This window comes from Croceicoccus mobilis (assembly GCF_001661965.1).
Classification (GTDB): Bacteria; Pseudomonadota; Alphaproteobacteria; order Sphingomonadales; family Sphingomonadaceae; genus Croceicoccus; species Croceicoccus mobilis.
In genome coordinates this window covers 53,442-73,946 of the sequence record NZ_LYWZ01000030.1, presented here as the reverse complement: position 1 = coordinate 73,946, position 20,505 = coordinate 53,442, and the positions used below count along the sequence as shown (strand labels likewise).

General features: G+C 62.7%; 14 protein-coding genes and 1 tRNA gene. 9 read left to right on the top strand and 6 right to left on the bottom strand.

What is annotated here, in order from left to right; genetic code table 11:
- Positions 1-210 precede the first annotated feature (210 nt).
- The 4 genes from A9D13_RS19590 to A9D13_RS19575 all read left to right on the top strand — a co-directional run bounded on the left by A9D13_RS19590 (position 211) and on the right by A9D13_RS19575 (position 6,963).
- Complete coding sequence (locus A9D13_RS19590) at positions 211-2,868, top strand: TonB-dependent receptor plug domain-containing protein (RefSeq protein WP_066769388.1); 2,658 nt, start codon at positions 211-213, stop codon at positions 2,866-2,868.
- Between the two features lie 139 nt (positions 2,869-3,007).
- Entirely contained in the window at positions 3,008-4,288 is a 1,281-nt protein-coding gene (locus A9D13_RS19585; protein ID WP_066777874.1) for an NAD(P)/FAD-dependent oxidoreductase, read from the top strand.
- Between the two features lie 114 nt (positions 4,289-4,402).
- Entirely contained in the window at positions 4,403-5,884 is a 1,482-nt protein-coding gene (locus A9D13_RS19580) for an NAD-dependent succinate-semialdehyde dehydrogenase (RefSeq protein ID WP_066777866.1), read from the top strand.
- Positions 5,884-6,963: a tartrate dehydrogenase gene (locus A9D13_RS19575; RefSeq protein ID WP_066777863.1), complete on the top strand. Its 1,080-nt coding sequence runs from the start codon at positions 5,884-5,886 to the stop codon at positions 6,961-6,963. Before A9D13_RS19580 ends, A9D13_RS19575 begins: the two co-directional genes overlap by 1 nt.
- A gap of 169 nt (positions 6,964-7,132) precedes the next feature.
- Here the strand turns inward: A9D13_RS19575 and A9D13_RS19570 are convergent, their stop codons facing one another.
- Genes A9D13_RS19570 through A9D13_RS19560 form a run of 3 tightly spaced genes read right to left on the bottom strand, consistent with a single transcriptional unit; the run spans position 7,133 to position 9,738 of the window.
- Positions 7,133-7,627, bottom strand: coding sequence for an Lrp/AsnC family transcriptional regulator (locus A9D13_RS19570; protein ID WP_066777859.1), 495 nt, complete (start codon positions 7,625-7,627; stop codon positions 7,133-7,135).
- Between the two features lie 22 nt (positions 7,628-7,649).
- Positions 7,650-8,375 carry a haloacid dehalogenase type II gene (locus A9D13_RS19565; protein ID WP_066777856.1) on the bottom strand — a complete coding sequence of 242 codons (726 nt, stop codon included), beginning with the start codon at positions 8,373-8,375 and terminating at the stop codon, positions 7,650-7,652.
- Positions 8,362-9,738 carry an aminotransferase class III-fold pyridoxal phosphate-dependent enzyme gene (locus tag A9D13_RS19560; RefSeq protein WP_066777854.1) on the bottom strand — a complete coding sequence of 459 codons (1,377 nt, stop codon included), beginning with the start codon at positions 9,736-9,738 and terminating at the stop codon, positions 8,362-8,364. Before A9D13_RS19560 ends, A9D13_RS19565 begins: the two co-directional genes overlap by 14 nt.
- Before the next feature lie 347 nt (positions 9,739-10,085).
- On the opposite strand from A9D13_RS19560, the gene A9D13_RS19555 reads away from it, so the two are divergent.
- The 3 genes from A9D13_RS19555 (at position 10,086) to A9D13_RS19545 (ending at position 11,177) form a co-directional block, all read left to right on the top strand.
- A tRNA-Asn gene (locus A9D13_RS19555) sits at positions 10,086-10,160 on the top strand.
- A 76-nt stretch (positions 10,161-10,236) separates the two neighbouring features.
- Positions 10,237-10,836 carry an SOS response-associated peptidase gene (locus A9D13_RS19550; RefSeq protein ID WP_066777851.1) on the top strand — a complete coding sequence of 200 codons (600 nt, stop codon included), beginning with the start codon at positions 10,237-10,239 and terminating at the stop codon, positions 10,834-10,836.
- A gap of 170 nt (positions 10,837-11,006) precedes the next feature.
- Positions 11,007-11,177, top strand: coding sequence for a CsbD family protein (locus A9D13_RS19545; RefSeq protein ID WP_066777845.1), 171 nt, complete (start codon positions 11,007-11,009; stop codon positions 11,175-11,177).
- 100 nt (positions 11,178-11,277) lie between these two features.
- On the opposite strand, the gene A9D13_RS19540 is transcribed toward A9D13_RS19545, so the two are convergent.
- The 3 genes from A9D13_RS19540 to A9D13_RS19530 all read right to left on the bottom strand — a co-directional run bounded on the left by A9D13_RS19540 (position 11,278) and on the right by A9D13_RS19530 (position 15,755).
- Complete coding sequence (locus tag A9D13_RS19540; protein ID WP_066777842.1) at positions 11,278-12,849, bottom strand: Ppx/GppA family phosphatase; 1,572 nt, start codon at positions 12,847-12,849, stop codon at positions 11,278-11,280.
- 54 nt (positions 12,850-12,903) lie between these two features.
- Positions 12,904-15,057, bottom strand: coding sequence for an RNA degradosome polyphosphate kinase (locus A9D13_RS19535; protein WP_066777839.1), 2,154 nt, complete (start codon positions 15,055-15,057; stop codon positions 12,904-12,906).
- Between the two features lie 329 nt (positions 15,058-15,386).
- On the bottom strand, positions 15,387-15,755 hold the full coding sequence (locus tag A9D13_RS19530; protein WP_066777895.1) for a hypothetical protein: 369 nt from the start codon (positions 15,753-15,755) through the stop codon (positions 15,387-15,389).
- A 283-nt stretch (positions 15,756-16,038) separates the two neighbouring features.
- Between A9D13_RS19530 and A9D13_RS19525 the strand changes: the two genes are divergently transcribed.
- Both A9D13_RS19525 and A9D13_RS19520 read left to right on the top strand, forming a co-directional pair.
- Entirely contained in the window at positions 16,039-17,586 is a 1,548-nt protein-coding gene (locus tag A9D13_RS19525) for a hypothetical protein (RefSeq protein WP_156522199.1), read from the top strand.
- 145 nt (positions 17,587-17,731) lie between these two features.
- Positions 17,732-20,434, top strand: coding sequence for a TonB-dependent receptor domain-containing protein (locus tag A9D13_RS19520; RefSeq protein ID WP_066777835.1), 2,703 nt, complete (start codon positions 17,732-17,734; stop codon positions 20,432-20,434).
- The last annotated feature ends 71 nt before the right edge of the window (positions 20,435-20,505 follow it).

Here is a 20,505-nt window from a genome sequence, read left to right as displayed (position 1 = left end):
CGGTAATAATTGCGACATTTGGCGAGGAAAAAGGGCACGATCTGCTGTGGCTTGTCCAAAAACGGTAACACAGCGCTTGGGTATCGCGACACGATCAGCGTCATTCGGGGGGTTTACGGGACGCCTCGATACGGACTGATCGAGGGTTGGGACAACAGCCCCGTATTGGACGGAGAGAGGGATCCAGGTTCAATCCAGAGGGGGATTGTCATGAACACGATTACCAGGTTTTCGACGCTGACCGCCACGAGCGCCATCGCGCTTTCCATTTCCACCGCCGCGATGGCCAACGAGGCCGATAGCGCAGCGACCGCTGCCGCCAGTGCAAGCGCGAGTGCAGACGCGGCCGCGACTGCCGCCGCAGCCGCCGTGCAGCCCGCGACCGAGACGCAGGAGCCGATCGTCGTCACCGGCCTTCGCGGCAAGCCGCGCACCGCGACAGATTCGCCCGTTCCCGTCGACGTCTTCGGCGAAGAGCAGATCCAGAACACCGCCGCGACCGACACGCTCGAGGTGCTGCAGACGCTTTCGCCGTCCTACACCGTCAGCCGTTCGCCCAACACCGACACCGACAGCTTCGTGCGCGCCCCCAGCCTGCGCGGCCTGCCGGCCAACAAGACCCTCATGCTGGTCAACGGTCGCCGCCGCCACAAGTCGGGCTCGGTCGGCATCTATCGTGACGCCTCGCAGGCCGCCGATGCTGCCACCATTCCCGCCATCGCCCTGCAGAACGTCGAAGTCCTGCGCGACGGCGCGGCCGCGCAATACGGTTCGGACGCCATCGCCGGCGTCATCAACTTCCAGCTCAAGGACGCATCGAGCGGCGGTTCGCTGATCGCCCAGGCCGGTCAGTACTACGAAGGCGACGGCGAGAGCGTGATGATCGCGGGCAATATCGGCCTGCCCCTCACCGACGCCGGCTTCGTCAACATCTCGGCCCAGCTGAACGACGACCAGAACACCGTGCGTTCGCGCACCTTCTCGTCCTCGTCGTGGGATCCGTTCGAAGCCTATGCGACCGACGCCGCCTTCGCCGCTGCCGTCGACGCCGCCGGTATCGACCTCAACGACCCGCTCGAGATCCGCGGCAAGCCCAAGGAGCGCGCCGCGCGCTTCGTGATCAACTCGGGCATCGACATCACCGACAACAGCTCGCTGTATGCCTTTGCCAACTATTCGCGTTCGCAGGGCACCGCTTACGGTTCCTATCGTACGCCCGGTGGCGGCCACAACGTGCTCGACAATCCGATCCGCCTCGATGACGGTTCGGTCTGGACCTTCAAGGAGAAGTATCCGCTCGGCCTGCAGCCGCCCTTCATGGGCGACGTGACCGACTGGAGCGCGACCGGCGGCTATCGCACCGAGCGCGAGTTCTCGAATGGCCACGTGCTCTCGGCAGACCTGTCGGCACGCTACGGCTACAACAAGATCCAGTACTCGATGAACGGCACGGTCAACCCGTCCTACGGCCCGTACTCGCAGGAAAACTTCAAGGCCAGCGCCTACACCTCCGACGAGTTCGCACTGAATGGCGACTTCGTCTACCAGATGCCCGTCGGCTTCTATGGCGATCTCGTCTTCAACTTCGGCACCGAGTTCCGCCGCGAAGGCTATCGCATCAGCCCGGGCGAGCTGGCTTCCTACTCGGGCGGCATCTGGTCGGAGCAGGATCCCTTCAACTTCTGCTCGAACGAGGCTGACCTGGCATCGCGCACGCTCAATGCCGGCGCGCCGACCGACCAGGGCATCGACTGCACCAGCTCGAGCGATCCGGTCTACAACATCCTGCAGCCCGGCTCGAACGGCATCACCGGCCTCTCGCCCGATGTCGCAGGTCGCTGGACCACCGAGAGCACCTCGCTTTACGGCGAGATCAGCTCGGAAGTGACCGAGAAGCTCTTCCTCGACTTCGCCGCCCGTTACGAGGATTACTCCTCCTTCGGCGACAAGCTCGTGTGGAAGGCTGCGGCCCGCTACTACGTCACCGACTGGGCGGCGATCCGCGGCTCGATCGGCACCGGCTTCCGTGCACCCTCGACCGGCCAGCTCTACATCACCCAGACGACCATCTCGACCCGGGACGGCGGCACCATCAACCTGGGCCTCTATCCCGCGACGCACCCGGTCGCCGAATATCTGGGCGCCACGCCGCTGCGCCCCGAGACCTCGGACAACTACTCGCTGGGCTTCACCCTGACGCCGACGCCGAACCTGACGCTGACGGTCGATGCCTATCGCATCAAGATGTATGACCGCGTCTATGCTTCCTCGACCATCATGGTCACCGACGAGATCCAGGACGCGATGTTCGCAGCCGGCGTCAACGACGCCTACTCGATCGACGGCATCCGCTTCTTCCAGAACGCCTTCGACACCACCACGCAGGGTATCGACGTTGTCGGCACCTACAAGGCGGACTGGCTGGAAGCAGGCTCGACCAGCATCACTGCCGCGTTCAACATCAACGACTACAAGATCGACCGCCTCAACGTGGACTCGATCACCTTCTCGGATGTGTCGGTCTACAACTTCGAGCACAACAACCCGAAGTGGCGCGCCAACATGACGCTCAACCAGGATGTCGGAGCGATCTCCTTCATGCTGCGCGGCAATTTCTATGGCCCCAACTCGCGCCAGACCACCAGCTCGGGCAACGCCATCCAGAAGTGGAAGACGCAGGCCATGGTCGACTTCCAGGTCTCCGCTCCCATCGGCGATGGCTTCACCCTCGCCGTCGGCGGCCAGAACATCTTCGACCACTACCCCGAGATCAACCTCATCGACGATCGCAACGGACGTACATACGTCGACGGTCCCGTCTCCTGGCAGGGCGGATACTACTACGGTCGGATCACATTCGACTTCTGATCGACTGATTGGCGGGGCGGTATCCTGATCCGACCGTCCCGCCATGATTTTCAAGGATCTTTTCCCTCGAATTCCTGCCTTAAGGCCCGGTCCGCTTGTCGAACCGGGCCTCTTTTTTTCCTGACAGGGGAGCGACATCATGGACGAGAAAATCAACGCCGAAGCAGCCGTCGGCACCACCCGCCGCCGCCTGATGGGTGCCGGGCTGACCGGCATGGCCGCCGCCGCGGCATCGCCTGCATTCGCACAGGTATCGGCGCAGCCCGGCGCGCCCGCCATCATTCGGGGCCTGCCCGATTTCGCCATCGTAGGGGCTGGCGCTTTCGGTGGCTGGACCGCATTGTCGCTGCGCGAGGCAGGCGCGAAGGTTACGTTGATCGACGCCTATGGCGCGGGCAATCCGCGCGCCTCTTCGGGCGATGAAAGCCGCCTTTTGCGCCGATCCTATGGCACCCGCGAAATCTACACCCGCTGGGCCGGACGCGCGCAGGAGTTGTGGGAAGCGCGGCAGGAAGAGATGGGCCGCCGCCTGTTCTACAACAATGGCAGCCTGCGCACGATGGGTGCGGATGCGCTGGCCGCGCAGCGCGCGACATTCGACCGCATGGGCGTTCCCTATGAAGTGCTTAAACCCGAAGAGGTCAGCAAGCGCTGGCCGCAGGTCAATTTCGACGAATATGATGCCGTGCTCTACGAACCGTCGGGCGGGGTTGTGAAAGCGCGCGAGGCGATGATAGCGGTGACCGAAACCTTCATGCAAAAGGGCGGCGACAGCCGCATCGGTCATGTCACGCTTTCGGGCAATCGCTCCGCCCCGCTGCTGCTGGATGGCGCGCCGATGACCGCGGGTGTCACCGTGCTGGCGTGCGGCCCATGGCTTCCGCTGGTGGTGCCGAAATTGCTGGGCGACCGGATCGTCACGCCCCGGCGCGAAATCTTCTATGTCGGGTCTCCCATAGACGATCACCGCTATCGCTGGGAAAATCTGCCCAATATCTCAGACAGCCACACCTATACCGCCGCCGATGTCGATTACGGCACCAAGGTCGCGGCGCGCCTGCGCGGCGTTCCCATGGATGTCGACGATGGCCAGCGCCTGCCCAGCGCATTCCTGCGCCAGCAGGTGGAGGAATATGTCGCGCGCCGCATGCCCGGCCTTGCCGGACAGCCCATCGTCGCCACCCGCATCTGTCAGACGGAAGTCAGCGACAATTCGCATTTCATCGTCGACGAACATCCCGACATGCCCGGCGTATGGGTTGCGGGTGGCGGTTCGGGACATGCCTTCAAGATGGGGCCGCGCATCGGCGAATATCTCTCCCGCCGCTTGCTGGGAGTGGGCGACGATGCCGAGGCGGACAAGCTTTTCGCCCTGTCCGCACACGGTCCGATCAAAAGTGAAATCCGGTCCACGGAATAATCTGCCGCGCCCTGACGCGATAAAAGAGCCTCCTGCCCGCCCTTGGTGCGGGCGGGGGCTGTAACCCCCTGCCGCGCGTTCCTAACTTGGGATGCAGCAAAGCGAGGAATTTCCATGACCCAGAGTCTGAAGGAGCAGGCCGCCGTGATCGAAGGACTGAACGATCCCACCCTTTTCACCGAACACGCCTTCATCGGCGGTGAATGGGCCGATGCCGCATCGGGCAAGACGATTGCCGTCACCAATCCCGCCAATGGCGAGACCATCGGCAATGTCCCGGACTGCGGCGCGGAGGAAACGAAGGACGCGATCGCCACTGCAAAGACCGCCTTCGCGGAATGGCGCCACCGCCCTGCGGGTGAGCGCGCCGCGATCCTGCGCGACTGGTTCACGCTGATCATGGACAACAAGGCCGACCTTGGCCGCATCATGACCATGGAACAGGGCAAGCCGCTGGCCGAGGCCGAAGGCGAAATCGCCTATGCCGCCAGCTTCATCAGCTGGTACGCCGAGGAAGCGCGCCGCATCTATGGCCACGAAGTGCCTTCGCCCACGCGCGATCGCCGCATCCTCGTGCGCAAGGAGCCTCTGGGCGTGTGCGCAGCGATCACGCCGTGGAACTTCCCCGCCGCCATGATCACCCGCAAGGCCGCCCCGGCGCTGGCTGCGGGCTGCACCATGGTGGTGAAGCCATCGGAACTGACGCCCTTCACCGCGCTGGCCATTGCCAAGCTTGCCGAGCGCGCCGGCGTACCCAAGGGCGTGCTGAGCGTCATTACCGGCGATGCCAAGGCGATCGGCGGCGAAATGACGAGCAGCGACACCGTCCGCATGCTGTCCTTCACCGGCTCGACCAAGGTCGGCGCGCTGCTGATGGAGCAATGCGCGGGCACGGTGAAGAAGCTGGGCCTCGAACTGGGCGGCAATGCGCCTTTCCTGGTCTTTGACGACGCCGATCTCGACACTGCGGTCGATGGCATCATGGCCAGCAAGTTCCGCAATGCAGGCCAGACCTGCGTGTGCGCCAATCGCATCTTCGTGCAGTCGGGCATCCATGACGCACTTGTCGAGAAGCTGGGCCAGAAAGTTCGTGCCCTGAAGGTCGGCGATGGCCTGACCGATGGCGTCACCACCGGCCCGCTGATCGACGACCGCGCGCAGGAAAAGGTCTCCGCCCACATCGATGACGCAAAGTCCAAGGGCGCGAGCATCGTCGCGCAGGCCGATGCTCCCGAAGGCTATACCGCCCCCACCGTCATGACCGGCGCAAAGCCCGGAATGCGGTTGATGGACGAGGAAACCTTCGGCCCGCTCGCCGCCATCGTTAAGTTCGAGAGCGAGGAAGAGGCTATCGCCATGGCGAATGACACGCCTTTCGGCCTCGCCTCCTATTTCTACACCACCGACATCTCGCGCGCATGGCGCGTCAGCGAGGCGCTGGAGTCCGGCATGGTCGGCCTCAACACCGGCGCGATCTCGATGGCCGAAGCGCCCTTCGGCGGTGTCAAGCAATCGGGTCTGGGCCGCGAGGGCGGCTCCGAAGGCATGGAGGAATTCCTGGAAATGAAGACGCTTCACTGGGCAGGTATCGCCTGATGTCCGCGCGCAAGTACAAGATCGCCGTCATCCCCGGTGACGGCATCGGCACCGAGGTCATGCCCGAGGGCGTGCGCGCCATGGAAGCGGCGGCAGCCGCCTTCGGCTTCGAGCTGGAGCTGGAATGGCACGATTTCGCCTGCTGCGACTATTACGCCAAGCACGGGCAGATGATGCCCGACGACTGGAAGGACCGCCTCTCCAGCGCGGACGCGATCTATTTCGGCGCCGTCGGCTGGCCCGACACCGTGCCCGATCACATCTCGCTGTGGGGCTCGCTGATCCAGTTCCGGCGCGAATTCGACCAGTATGTGAACCTGCGCCCCGTGCGCCTGATGCCGGGCGTGCCCTGCCCGCTGGCCGGCCGCGAACCGGGCGACATCGACATGATGATCGTACGTGAGAATACCGAGGGCGAATATTCCGCCGTCGGCGGCATCTCGTTCCCCGGCACGGATCGCGAAATGGTGCTTCAGGAAACGGTCATGACCCGCTTTGGCACCGACCGCATCCTGAAATACGCCTATGAACTCGCCATGACGCGCGAGGCGAAGCATGTCACCAGCGCGACCAAGTCGAACGGCATCGCGGTCACCATGCCGTGGTGGGATGCACGCGCGGAAGAGATGGCCAAGGCCTATCCCGAGATCCGCAGCGATAAATATCACATCGACATCCTGTGCGCGCAGTTCGTGATGAACCCCGATCGTTTCGACGTCGTGGTCGCATCGAACCTGTTCGGCGACATCCTGTCCGACCTGGGTCCGGCCTGCACCGGCACCATCGGCATCGCGCCATGCGCCAACATCAACCCGGACCGCTCGGTCCCCTCGACCTTCGAGCCGGTCCATGGCTCCGCGCCCGATATTGCAGGGATGGGCATCGCAAACCCGATCGGACAGATCTGGTGCGGCGCGATGATGCTCGACCATCTGGGCGAAGCGGACGCCGCTGCCGCGGTGGTGAGCGCCATCGAGGCGACCCTTGCCAAGGCCGAGACGCGCACGCGCGACCTCAAGGGTACGGCAAGCACCGAAGAATGCGGCAAGGCCGTGGCCGAGCGCATCAGCGCCGGCTGATACGTTGTTCCGAAGGGCGGGCCGGTTCCACAGGGGCCGGTCCGCCCGTTCGGCGAAACGACACACCCGAAAACCCAAGGATCGCGACCGAGGCCGATAGCCTGGGCGAGACAACGCGGTCAGCGCATGGTGCTGATCAACGAATCCCGTTGATCGGCAGTGGCGTCGATCAGCCCAAGTCCTTGAGATGCATGCGCACCGGGGCCTGCCCGCGCATCACCGGGGTCTTTATCACGATATAGGAAAAGTACTTGGAGACGCCGATCCCGCTGTCGAGGACCTCCTCCATCATCGCCTGGTATTCGGCGATGCCGCGCACCACGAATTTCAGCAGGTAATCGAACCCGCCGGATACGAGGTGGCATTCGAGCAGTTCGTCATATTGGGCGATGCGATGCTCGAACTTCACGAAGTCGGGCTTGCGGTGATCGCTAAGCGTCACCGAGGTATAGACGATCTGCGTCGTCCCGATCTTCGCGAGATTGATATTGGCGCTGTAGCCGGAGATATAACCGGCCGCTTCCAGACGCTTGACCCGGGTGAGGCATGGGCTTGGCGACAGCCCCACCCGGTCAGCGAGATCCGCGTTTGTAATGCGCCCTGCCGTCTGGAGTTCGGCAAGGATGTTTATGTCGATCCGGTCGAGCTTGGGCGCATTGATCATCGGCGGGGTCCGTTTCCGTATATTAGGCTTCGCGCAATTCTTCCTGATGCGCCTTCACCATGTCCGCCATTGAATTGAAACGGAAGTCAAAAGTGGGCATCGTGCCCGGCGTCATCGTTGCGCCGAAACCTTTCTGGTCGTGGCGGCGATAGATATGGCAACCCGTGTAACCGAAACGATTGCCCGGTTCATGGTCGTGGAACATGCTTTCTGCCGTATGCAGCACGTCCTTGGGCTCCAGCCCAAGATCGCCGAGATGGGCGTTCATGTATTCGAACGTCTTGTCGGCGGGCTTGTACGCGCCCATGTCTTCGGCCGAGTAGATCGCATCGAATTCAACCTGCAGCTTGTCATTGCTGTGCTGAAAGCTGCGATTGTCGACATTCGACAGGATGATCAGCTTGAAGTACTTTTTCAGATACTGCAGCGCGCCCGGAGAATCGACGAATGCAGGCCAGTTCTGGACACTGCGGCCATATTCTTCGCACTGGGCGTTGGTGTAGGAAACGCCCCACTGCTCGCACAGGCGCTTGTAGACGATCGGCAGAAGCTCGCGATAGGGCTTCCACGGGGTCTGGGCCTGCTGCTGGGATTCGTGACGGGCATGGGCCTGCAGGATCTCGTCACGGGTGAGTGGGCGCTCGACCCGCTCGGTCAGGGTCCGCAGACCCTCGATCATGCCGGATTCCCAATCGATCAGCGTGCCGTAGCAGTCAAACGACAGCGCTTTGAAATCACTTAACCGCATCGCGAATTTCCTTTACCTCAAGCAAATCATCTAGGCTGCGCTCAAAGCGCTGCATCATCAGGTCGACCTCGTCCGTGGTGATGCACAGCGGCGGCGCGAAACCGACGATGCCGTCACCGAATGCACGGAAGATGAGGCCATTGTCATAGCCGATCTTGGCAAGCCGATCGGGCACGTCGAGCGCCGCATCCGGGCGCGTCTTGTCTTTCTTGCAGGTGACGAGCTCGACACCGGCCAGCAGGCCCTGCGAACGCACGTCTCCGACCAGCGGATGGTCGAGCAGACCGGCAAGCTTTGTCGCGAAATAATCGCCCGACTTCTGGCCATTGGCGATAATGCCGCCTTCTTCATAAAGGCGCAGCACTTCAAGGCCGACGGCGGCGCTGACGGGGTGACCCGAATAAGTCATGCCATGACCGATTGGCGTGCCATACGGGGTCGCCTCGGCGATCGCCTGATAGATGCGGTCGGACATGAACAGCGCGCCCATTGGCGCATATCCCGAGGTCAGCCCCTTCGCGACGGTCATGAAATCGGGCTCCAGCCCTTCGTGCTCTGCCGCGAACAGCGGGCCGGTGCGGCCGAAACCGGTGATGACTTCGTCGGTGATGAACAGGATGTCCAACTCGCGGCAGGCGGCCTGCATCGCGGTCAGCCAGCCCTTGGGCGGAACGATCACGCCGCCCGAACCGACAACAGGCTCGGCAAAGAAGGCCGCGACCTTGTCCGCGCCAATTTCCGCCACCTTGTCCTTGAGGTGCTGGACCGACGCCGCGATCAGTTCGGCATCGCTTTCATAATCGGTGCGATACGGATAGGGGCACGGGATATGATGCTGCATCGGCGTCGGAACGTCGAAGCCTGCATGGAACGAAGGAATCGCGGTCAGCCCCGAACCGGTGCTGCTGGAGCCGTGATAGCCGCGCTCCAGCGCGATCATGTGCTTCTTCTCGGGGCGCTTGGTGATGTTGTAATAGTAACGCACCAGTCGCACGACGCTGTCGACCGCATCGGACCCACCCAGCGAGAAATAGACATGGTTGAGATCGCCCGGCGCGCGCTCGGCCAATTTGGTCGCCAGTTCGATCGCGGGTTCGCTGCCGAAGTGGAAATATCCGGTCGCATAAGGAAGGCGGCGCATCTGCTCGGTCGCGACATCGACGATGCTGTCATGGCCGTAACCGACATTGACGCACCACAGCCCGGCAAAACCGTCGAGCAGCGTGTTACCTTCGATATCGGTGAGAAAGACCCCCTTGCCCGATTGCAGCACGGTCGCACCACGGTCCTCGTGCTTGCGCCAGCTGGCAACCGGATGAATCCAGTGTGCGCGATCGTTCTCAATCAGCGAATTGGCTATCATGCTGTTCCTCCGTCTTGGCAGCATGGTAGCAAGGCGGATAACACGCACGATCCCGATTGCATAAGATCATGCCGTTATTTCTAGCGTTTTACATCGACCTTTCGGTAAATTCTGCTCCGGCCCGAAAAATTGCGCGAAATCAGGAGGAATAAAACGGCGTTTTCTGCCGTTACCGTGAATCGGTGCACGAAATTGCGCGTCCGGGCAAAAGGTTCCCGGCGGCCAAACGGCCGTTTCCGACAGTTCTCCCCGCCTTGGCAAAATTTTTGAAAATCCTGTCTTGCCAAATTCTGCGCCCCCCCATATAGGCACGCCCCTGCCCTCCTCCATACCGCTTGGAGGGTTGCTCCCCGATAGCTCAGCGGTAGAGTAGGTGACTGTTAATCACTTGGTCGTTGGTTCGAATCCAACTCGGGGAGCCACTTTCTTCCTTAAATCGCGATAGCCTGCCCTAACGGGCGATTGCTCCTGCCGAGGGCAGGCGGCATCCTTGCGTTCATGTGTAACCTCTATCGCATGACGAAGCCCGCCGATGAGGTCGCCCGCATGTTCGGGGTAGAGGCCTTGCCCGCCAATGCAGGGGCGGAAGTCTTTCCCGGCTATCCCGGCATGGTGCTGGCGCAGGGGGCGCTGCGCCCGATGACCTGGGGCTTCCCTTTTGCGACGCGCGGGAAGAGCGGGCAGATGCTGAAACCGCGCCCCGTCAACAATGCCCGCAGCGACAAGCTTTCGGGCGGGTTCTGGCGCCCAAGCTTCATATCGCGCCGCTGCCTGATCCCGCTGTCTGCCTTTGCCGAGGCGGAAGGCCCGAAAGGCGGCAAGACGCGGACATGGTTCTCCCTGCCGGGGCAGGAGATCTTTACCGCTGCCGGCATCTGGCGCGATTCGGCGGAATGGGGGCCGGTCTATTCGATGGTCATGACCGATGCCTGCGTACATCTGGCCGGCGTGCATGATCGCATGCCAGTCCTGATCGACCCCGCAGAGCGCGAGCAATGGAGCGAGGGAACGCCAGAAGAAGCCTTTGTCCTGTGCCGCCCCTATGCGGGGGACATGCTTGTCGAGCGTACCGAGCAGCCATGGAACGCGCGCCGCTGACCCGCTGCCAAGCCGCTGAAATACGGCAATTTCATGTCATCGCGACCAACCGAAGCGAAGACGCGCCAAAGCGTTTCAAACGCCGGATCGGATTGCGTTTTCCATGCGTTTCATAGGCAAGACACCGCGAATGGCGCGGCAATAACAAGCAGATGAAAGGAGATCCCCCCATGGGTGAGCTCACCGAAAAGATCAAAGGCAACACCAACGAAGCCATCGGCAACATCAAGCAGGAAAGCGGCAACCCGAACACCCGCGCCGAAGGCCGCCAGCAGGAAGCCAAGGGCGAAGCCCAGCAGCTGAAGGGCGAAGTCGAAGGCAAGCTCGGCAACGACATCTGACGCCATTAGACATATCGGCCTTTTCCGAATGGGGCCGAAACACGAAGGGGCCCCGCATTGCTGCGGGGCCCCTTTTCGTCGGTTCGCAGATCTGGCGCGCTTATTTCGCGCTCATGGCAGCGCTCCATTTGCGATCGGCGATATCGTCGCGCAGGGCCGAAAATTCCTCTTTCGGCAGAATCTCGACCTTTGGCGTCAGGCCCATGCGTTCGGCCAGCTGCTTCAGATCCTTTTTCGTCGGCTGGCCATACAGCGCGGCATGGCTGCGGCGCAGCACCAGCTGAAGCTCGTCACCCGACACCGTCAGCATCGAACAATTCAGCGATTTCCGCGACTGCGCGCCAAGCCTGCGGCACAGGCGGATGGCAAGGCCCCAGTTCAGCGCCTCGTCCAGCCGGTCAGCCGGGGCGAGCGAGGAGATGATGTCGGGCAAATCGGTCCGCCCGCCATTGCCAAGGATCGTCGCCGCCATCATGCCGCGCCCGAAATCGTCAAGGTCGAGCCAGCGTTTGTAGAGCGCCCACTCGATCGCATGCTGCACCCTGAGGTTCGGCTCTATCTGCAGGGAAGCGAGCGCCAGCATGGTCGCCGCCAGCCGCAGCCTTTCGGTGCCGTGCCGCTGCGTCGGCAGGGCGCCGACAGTCCAGCCCGCGACCTGCGCTGCCTTGGTAGAGCTTGCCCCATATTGCGCGGCGAAATGGCCGACACCGGCCAGCAGCGGGTCCTGCCCCTTTTCCGCCGGATCGAGCCGGGCATAGAGCAGCCCCTCGCGCAGGCCCCATGATGAAAACACCAGCCCCTCTGGCGACAGGCGTTTGAGCAAAGCCCGCAGCAATGTCGCCGCGCCGGGCAGGATCGCCGCCCGCATCGAGGAGATGCGCTGCACTTCCTTGAACTCTTCCGGGCTGCCGCGTGCGATCACCTTGGCAAGCTTCGCCGCCTGATCGGCATCGAGCGCAAGTCCATGCGGATCGGACAGCGGATGATCATCCTTCCACATGGAATATAGCGCCATCGCGCGCCACGTGCCGCCCACCATGAAAAGCGGCCCTTCGATCGAATGATCCCAGCCCGCTTCCTTCAACGCCTTGTCGATCAGGCTGCCCAGCGCATCTTCCCCGCCATCTTTCAGAACGGCGGCAAGGCGCAGCGAACCCAGCGGCAGGCTGACCCCGGCGCCCGGCTTCCCGTCCCTGATCGCAACCAGTTCCAGGCTGCCGCCGCCCAGATCGGCGACAACGCCGTCGCGGCCGGGAAACGCGCCGACCACGCCCAGCGCGCTGGTCATCGCCTCTTCCTCACCCGATATCAGGCGCGGTTTCAGGCCCACCGATTCGACGAGGCCGAGAAAGGATTTCCCGTTCCTCGCATCGCGCACGGCGGCGGTGGCGACGGTCTCGACATCCTCGACCTCAAGATCTTCGAGGATCAGCGCATATCGCGCCAGCCCGCCCATCGCGAGCTGGATGCTTTCCTCTCCCATCTTGCCGGTCTCGGAAAGATCGCGGCCCAGCCGCGCCGTCACCTTTTCATTCATCAGGATGGCGGGTGCGCGGGGCGACCCGCCATAGATCACCATGCGCACCGTGTTCGACCCGATGTCGATGACTGCGCAATTGCCCCCACCGCGGGAGGAGCCCGATTTCTTCGACTTATACTTCCTGGAATTCATGCAACTTTAACTCGTGGGGTTTCCTCTGGTGCCGGGCCGATGCCCGGTCATGCATCAGACCGCGGCACCCTTGCGCAAGGCAAGGCGCGGGACCGCGTCTTCGACCAGGGCCTGTCCGCGGCCCGAAAGCGATGGATTGGTCATGAAATATCGATGCAGGTTGAAGGGACGTTCACCGGTCTCGGCACGAAGATAGCTGCCGTCGGGCTGGAGGAACCAGCTCTGGTCGGTATCGAGCAGGTTTGCAAGCAACACCTGCTGCAGGATCTGGTCATGCACCGTGCGGTTGCGGATCGGGACCATGGCCTCCACACGGCGATCGAGATTGCGGCTCATCGCATCGGCGCTGGTGATGAACACGCGGGCGCGCGGCGAGGGCATGGCGTAACCGTTGGCAAAGGCCCAGATCCGCGAATGCTCGAGAAAGCGGCCAATGATCGACTTCACCTCGATCGTGTCGGAAATGCCGGGAATGCCGGTTTTGAGGCAGCAGATCCCGCGCACGACCAACTGCACCGGAACGCCCGCCTGCCCCGCCTCGTACAGCTTGTCGATCACGCCCTTGTCGGTGAGCGAATTCAATTTCGCCCAGATCGCGGAGGGGCGTCCTGCCTGCTGGTTTGAAATCTCACGGTCGATATTGCGATAGAGTTCATCGCGCATATCGATGGGCGAGACGACAAGCTGTTCCAGCCCATGCGGTTCGACATAGCCGGTGACGAAATTGAACAATTTCGCCGCATCGCGCCCGAAACGCGGGTCGGCAGTGAAGAAGGACAGGTCGGTATAGATGCGCGTCGTCACCGGGTGGTAATTGCCGGTGCCGAAATGGCAATAGGTGCGATATTTCGTGCCCTCGCGCCGCACCACCATCGAGACCTTGGCATGGGTCTTCCAGTCGACGAAGCCATAGATCACCTGCACGCCCGCGCGTTCGAGCTGATTGGCCCACAGGAGGTTCTGCTCCTCGTCGAAACGCGCTTTCAGTTCCACCACGGCGGTGACCGCCTTGCCCGCCTCTGCCGCCGCGATCAGCGCGGCGATGATCGATGATTGCTTGCCCGCTCGATACAGGGTCTGCTTGATCGCCACCACGTCGGGATCGGCAGCCGCCTGCCGGATGAAGTCGACCACCACCTCGAAACTTTCATAGGGGTGGTGGATGACAATGTCCTTTTCCCCGATGGCGGCAAAGCAATCGCCGTCATGCTCCATGATGCGTTCGGGATAGCGCGGGGTATATGGCTCGAACTTGAGATCGGGCCGCTCCTCGCTGCAGATGGAATCGAGGCCTGCGACGCCGATCATGCCATTGGTCTTGATGACCTGCGCATCGGACAGCCCCAGCTGTTCGCGCAGCAGGGCCTCGGCGGTCGCGTCGAAATCCTCCTCGATCTCCAGCTGGATGACCTTGCCGCGACGGCGGCGCTGGATCGCGGTGCGGAAAAAACGGACAAGGTCCTCGGCCTCTTCCTCCACCTCGATATCCGAATCCCTGAGCACGCGGAACGCGCCATCGCCGTTGATGGTGAAGCCGGGAAACAGCAATTCGCCGAACCGGCAGATCAGTCGCTCAATGGAGATATAGGTCGCATCCCCTCCCGGCACGCGCACGAAACGCGGCAGGGCGGATGGGATCAGCACCATCTCCACCACGTCCTCCCCATCCGAAATGCGGGTCAGGTGGAAAAGCACGCCCAGCCCCTGGTTCGCAACAAAAGGGAACGGGTGCCCCGGATCAATCGCCTGCGGGGTGATGACGGGAAGCAGATGCTCCTGAAAATATTCGCGCAGCCAGACGCGGGCGGCATGATCGATCTTGCCCTCGTCCGCGACATGGATGCGTTCTTCGGCAAGCAGGGCGTGCAATTCGCGCCATACGACCTGCTGTTCGCTCTCCAGCTCCTCGGTCGCTTCGCGAATGGCGGCAAGCTGCTGCGACGGGGTGCGCCCGTCGATCGATAGCTTGCTGATGCCGCGCTGCACCTGTCCGACAAGGCCGGCGACGCGGATCATCATGAATTCGTCGAGATTATGGCCAGAGATCGAAAGGAAGCGCACACGCTCCAATAGCGGATAATCGGCCCGCTTCGCCTCAGCCAGCACGCGGCGGTTGAAATCGAGCCAGCTCAGTTCCCGGTTGGTGTATAGTTCCTGCGCGGGAAGAGCATCGAGCGAGGCGGCTTCGGATCGCGTCAACTCGTTCATAGTGCTTGCCAATTGCCCCGTTCATCCATGGGTGGACACGCCGATCTGCAGCGCATGCCCGCAGTGGACATGCCATGTGACGCCAGCGTTACGGTTTCATGACCCCCGCCTGACCGCATCGCACGGGTGCCGCCCGATGCGCCGCTCGCAAATGCGAAGATGCGCCCGGACGATGAAAGTGACAAGGGGGCTGCGCGGCAATGCGTGGCATGTGCCCGGCTGACACGAAAAAGGCGCGAGCAGACCCGTTGGGGGATGGCCTGCTCGCGCCTCTTATGGCCGGTGTCCGTGCGCAGGCCCAGTGCCGCGCGCCCGGGGCCGAGGAGATGTCAGCGGTTGGCGGCGTAGCGCGCGGTGGAGAATTCGCCGCGATTCAGCATGGCGAGAGCCTGACGGCCAAGGTTACGGGAATCCACCCATTTCCCTTCTGCCGTCTCCATCTGATAGCGATCGGGATTGGCGACCACCGCGCTGAAATATTCGCGGGCCAGATCCTCACGCCCTTCGCGTGCATGGGCGATGCCAAGATTGATCAGCCGCGCCGGATCGTTTTCGTTCAGCGCACTGTTGGCCTCGATCTTCTCGATCGCGGCGCGGTCGGCGCCAGCGGCCAGTTCATCGAAAGCCACGTCATTGGCCGGAGTCGCCGCAGCCTGTCCGGCCAGCAGCAGACCTGCGATCATTGCGGTAATGGCCATGTCCATCTCCTCTCAATCCGTTCTGTTGGGGTGAGAATGCGATGAAACCCGCCGAACTGCAACATAACTGTAACATTGTCACAAATCTGTAACGGGACCTGCCCCCCATGCCCGCAAAACTTTTTTTGCAGCTGCGCAGCCGCAGGATTGTGCGGGTTTCAGGATCGAGTCTTTGAATGGTCACATAGTTGCAAAGAAACCGTCACAGCCCCCGTCTAGCCGGTGCCTCGCGATCCGAAATCGCAAGTTTCGATTCTCGGCTGCCACAAGGGGACTAACCGCCGTGACCAATATCCACCGCTCGCTCATTCTCGGCTGCAGCATGCTGGCTCTTGCCGGCTGCGGCGGCGACCAGATCGCTTCGCCCGGTACGGGCGGCGACATCATCATCAATAATCCCGAAACCTCGACGCCGTCGCCCACGCCGACGCCGACGCCGACCCCGTCGGTCACGCCCGCCAATGGCTGCCCGACGATCAATTCGACCGGCGGCCTGACCGACAGCGGCACCATTTCCGGTGACGCGGGCGACTACCGCGTCTGCACGCTTCCCGCCTCCTTCGACGAAGACGACACCCTGCCCTATATCGCAGGCCTCGTTTACGCGATTGACGGCCGCGTCGATGTCGGCACCGACGGCGGTGCGACCGACACGGGCGCAGACAGCGACGTTACGCTTTCCATCGAGCCGGGCGCGATCCTGTATGGCGTGACGGGCCGTTCGTATCTCGTCGTCAATCGCGGCAACCAGATCGACGCGGTCGGCGAAGCCGACATGCCGATCATCTTCACCAGCCGCGACAATGTGCTGGGCCTGTCGACCGATAGCTCGGACGCGCAGTGGGGCGGCGTCGTGCTGCTGGGCCGCGCACCGGTTTCCGATTGCCGCGACGGCGTTTTCAACAAGGCCGACCAGGCGCAGTGCGAGCAGGAGCTGGAAGGCGCTGCCACCACCACGCTGTTCGGCGGCAACACGCCGGCCGACAGTTCGGGCACCATGCAGTATTTCCAGATCCGCTATTCCGGCTACACGCTCGAAGGCGGCAGCGAGCTTCAGTCGCTGACGCTGGGCGGCATCGGTTCGGGCACGACCATCGACCACTGGATGAGCTTCAACAGCTCGGACGACGGCACCGAGTTCTTCGGCGGCGAAGTCAACATGAAGAACGTGGTCATCGTTGGCGCATCGGACGACTCGCTCGACGTCGACACCGGCGCTCAGGCGAACCTGCAATATGTGATCGCCGCACAGCGTTCCAACGCTGGCGACAATCTGATTGAGCTTGACAGCCCCGATGGCGATTACGCCACCGCCGCGCTGCCGCGCACCAATCTGCAGGTTGCGAACTTCACCTTCCTCGAACGCTCCAACGCGAATTCGCAGGCCCTGCGTTTCCGCGGCGGCGCACAGGTATCGCTGGTCAATGGCGTGATCGACACCGACACCGAAACCTGCCTGCGCATCGATGAAACCGTGACGATGGACCAGGATCCGTTCTTCGCCTCGGTCGTCGCCGATTGCGATGCCTCGGCACCGTTCAACGGCGGTTCGGGCGTAACCGCGACCGAAGTGCAGACCCTGTTCGACGGGTCGGCAGATACGGACTCGGCATTCACCATCTCGCTGATGAGCAGCTTCATCAACGGAAGCAGCGAAAGCGCGTGGACCGCCTATGACCCGACCGCGCTGTCGAGCTACTTCGATGCGACCGATTACATCGGCGCCGTCGCTGACAGCTCCGACACTTGGTACGAAGGCTGGACCTGCGACAGCGCGACGCTGAGCTTCGGCAACAACACCGGCGATTGCACCGCGCTGCCGGTCTACTGATTGCAGGCCCGGATGAAAGGTCCGGAGCCTGCCTTCATGGCGGCTTCGGGCCTTTCCTCCACCCTGCCCCTGTTTTTCTGAACGGGTCGCCCGAGACTGGTGCGGCCCATTGAACTTATCGAACCAACGAGGGGGTTCCCAAGCCATGTCGACCGGCAAGCGCCTTGCAGGCGTGCTCCTGCTTTCCACCGCGCTTTCCTTCCCTGCCGCCGCGCTCGCCCAGACCACGGGCGTGCCCGCCGGGGATGATCCGAGCACCCAGGCCGCCGAAGAACAGCAGGCCGAGGACGCGCTTGGCGACCAGCCCGATATTTCCGTTCCCGGCGGCACCATCGTCGTTACCGGGCGCAAGGTACGCGACGTCACCCGTTCCTCGACGCAGGTCGTCTCGGTCCTTTCCGCCGATGACATCGCGCGGACCGGCGATGGCGACATCGCAGGCGCTTTGGGCCGCGTCACCGGCCTGTCGGTCGTGGGCGATGGCCGCGTCTATGTCCGCGGCCTTGGCGATCGCTATTCGCTGGCGATGATGAACGGCCTGCCGCTGCCCAGCCCCGAACCGCTGAGCCGCGTCGTCCCGCTCGACATCTTCCCGACCAATGTCATCGCATCGTCGCTGGTGCAGAAAACCTATTCGCCCAACTTCCCGGGTGAATTCGGCGGCGGCGTCATCAACCTGACCACCCGCGCCGTGCCGGAAGAAAGCTTCCTCAAGATCTCCGCCAGCATGAGCGGCGATACCCGGACCACCGGGCGCAATGGCCTGTCCTATTACGGCAGCGACATCGACTGGACCGGCTTTGACAATGGCAACCGCGACCTGCCCAGTAACCTCGTCAGCTTCATCGACAGCGGCGCGCGGATGGAGGACACCTCCATCGCGGTGCAGGAAGGCGTGGCCGCGCAACTCTTCCCGCTGAACATGGCGACCGTGCAGAAGGTCGGCAATTTGCCGCCCAACTTCTCCGGCTTCCTCACCGGCGGCACATCGTTCGACGTGGGCGACGATGCTGTGTTCGGCGTGATCGCGACGGTCGGGCTGAAGAACGACTGGCGCAACCGCCTGGTCACCTCGCAGCAGGCCAATACCGACCTCTCTGAACTCACCGACGATACCGAGAATTTCATCACCGACCAGCGCATGCTCTTCAACGCGCTGCTGGGCCTTGGCCTCGATTTCGGTGAACACACCGTGCGCTGGACAAACCTCTACATCCGCGACACGCTCAAGCAGTCGAGCCTTGCCAACACGTTCCAGTACGAGGACGAGTTCGACGTCATCACCCAGAACACCGCATGGTACGAACGCCAGCTGATCGACAGCCAGCTGGTGGGTGAGTTCGAATTCGGCCCCCTCAGCCTCGACCTGCGCGGCGGCTATGCCCGCACCGATCGTGAAGCGCCGTACAACCTCACCTACAACTATGTGCGCACCAATCTCGATACGCCCACGGGCCAGTATTACGTCGCGAATATCACCAACCAGATCAACAATGTGAATCCGGTCTCGGCCGCGTTCGACGATTTGCAGGAAGAGCTGTGGTACGGCGGCATCGACGCCAGCTATGAGCTGATGCCGAACCTGACTGCCACGGTCGGCTATGCCTATTCCGACACCAGCCGCTATTCGACCCGCCGCGAGTTCACGCTGGCCGTCACCACCGATAGCGACATGGTCGGCTCCGGCCTCGATGAAAGCGTGCTCGACGCGGTAGCGCTGCGCCGTCCAGGCGACCTGATCAATGGCGCGACGCTGGCTGGGTTCGACGTCGGCCTCAATGAAACCAGCGCCTTCCCGGCGTTTGACGCGGCGATGACCATCCACGCCGGTTATGGCCAGCTGCGCTGGCTGCCGATCGACACGCTGACCGTCGATGTCGGCGCGCGTTATGAAACCGCGGACCAGTCGGTGGCGCTCGACCAGAGCATCTTCGTCGATCCTGTCTCCGGCGCGACCGAGACCTACAACTCGAACGACTATATCCTGCCCGCCGCCACCATCACGTGGGAGGCGAGCGACGATCTGCAGCTGCGCTTGTCGGCATCGAAGACCATCGCCCGCCCGCAGTTCCGCGAACTGGTCGAGCAGAACTTCTATGACCCGGAAAACAACCGCCAGTATCGCGGCAACCCGTATCTGACCGACAGCGAGCTGTTCAACGCCGAAGCGCGCGCCGAATATTACCTTGGCGGCGGCGACAAGATCAGCCTCGCCGGCTTTTACAAAAAGCTCGACAACCCGATCGAGGCCATCGTGCTCTCACTACCGGGGGGCGGTCGCTACACCACATTCGCCAACGTGCCCGAAGCGCAGCTTTATGGCGCGGAGTTCGAGGCGCAGAAGGCCTTCCCGCTTTACGATCTGGGTGGCTGGTTCGATGCCAAGAATTTCCGCGTCGCGGCAAACTACACTTGGTCGAAATCGGAAATTGCGGTTTCTGATGGCGACACCACGCTGATCCCGGGCGGCAGCACCGCGGTCTCGAACTTCGTGGCCGACGGCGATCCGCTGACGGGGCAGAGCGAGCATGTCGCGAACCTGCAACTGGGTCTTGAGGACGAGGACCGGCTGGAGCAGTTCACCCTGATCCTCGCCTATGCCAGCAAGCGCGTGACCCGCCGCGATTTCCAGCGCCCCGAGATCGTCGAGGATCCGGGCCTGACCGTCGATTTCGTCGCGCGGTCGGAAATGGATTTCCTTGGCCAGAACATCCAGCTCAGCTTTGAAGCGCGCAATATCTTTGGCCGCGACAACTGGGAATATCAGGAAACCGGCGGCAATCGCATCGAAGTGAACAGCTATCGCAAGGGCCCGTCCTTTTCTTTGGGCGCTTCAATGGAGTTCTGATCCCGGCTTCTACGCCCGCAGCCTTGGCTGCGCATTGATCGGCCCGTCTCGTCCATTGGCGAGGCGGGCCG

Bases quoted from the DNA above. Each gene is read 5' to 3' on its own strand.
- A9D13_RS19570 (WP_066777859.1), bottom strand. From the start codon at position 7,627: ATGATCAATGCGCCCAAGCTCGACCGGATCGACATAAACATCCTTGCC.
- A9D13_RS19535 (WP_066777839.1), bottom strand. From the start codon at position 15,057: ATGAACGAGTTGACGCGATCCGAAGCCGCCTCGCTCGATGCTCTTCCC.
- A9D13_RS19520 (WP_066777835.1), top strand. From the start codon at position 17,732: ATGTCGACCGGCAAGCGCCTTGCAGGCGTGCTCCTGCTTTCCACCGCG.
- A9D13_RS19545 (WP_066777845.1), top strand. From the start codon at position 11,007: ATGGGTGAGCTCACCGAAAAGATCAAAGGCAACACCAACGAAGCCATC.
- A9D13_RS19540 (WP_066777842.1), bottom strand. From the start codon at position 12,849: ATGAATTCCAGGAAGTATAAGTCGAAGAAATCGGGCTCCTCCCGCGGT.
- A9D13_RS19560 (WP_066777854.1), bottom strand. From the start codon at position 9,738: ATGATAGCCAATTCGCTGATTGAGAACGATCGCGCACACTGGATTCAT.
- A9D13_RS19550 (WP_066777851.1), top strand. From the start codon at position 10,237: ATGTGTAACCTCTATCGCATGACGAAGCCCGCCGATGAGGTCGCCCGC.
- A9D13_RS19575 (WP_066777863.1), top strand. From the start codon at position 5,884: ATGTCCGCGCGCAAGTACAAGATCGCCGTCATCCCCGGTGACGGCATC.
- A9D13_RS19585 (WP_066777874.1), top strand. From the start codon at position 3,008: ATGGACGAGAAAATCAACGCCGAAGCAGCCGTCGGCACCACCCGCCGC.
- A9D13_RS19590 (WP_066769388.1), top strand. From the start codon at position 211: ATGAACACGATTACCAGGTTTTCGACGCTGACCGCCACGAGCGCCATC.
- A9D13_RS19530 (WP_066777895.1), bottom strand. From the start codon at position 15,755: ATGGCCATTACCGCAATGATCGCAGGTCTGCTGCTGGCCGGACAGGCT.
- A9D13_RS19580 (WP_066777866.1), top strand. From the start codon at position 4,403: ATGACCCAGAGTCTGAAGGAGCAGGCCGCCGTGATCGAAGGACTGAAC.
- A9D13_RS19565 (WP_066777856.1), bottom strand. From the start codon at position 8,375: ATGCGGTTAAGTGATTTCAAAGCGCTGTCGTTTGACTGCTACGGCACG.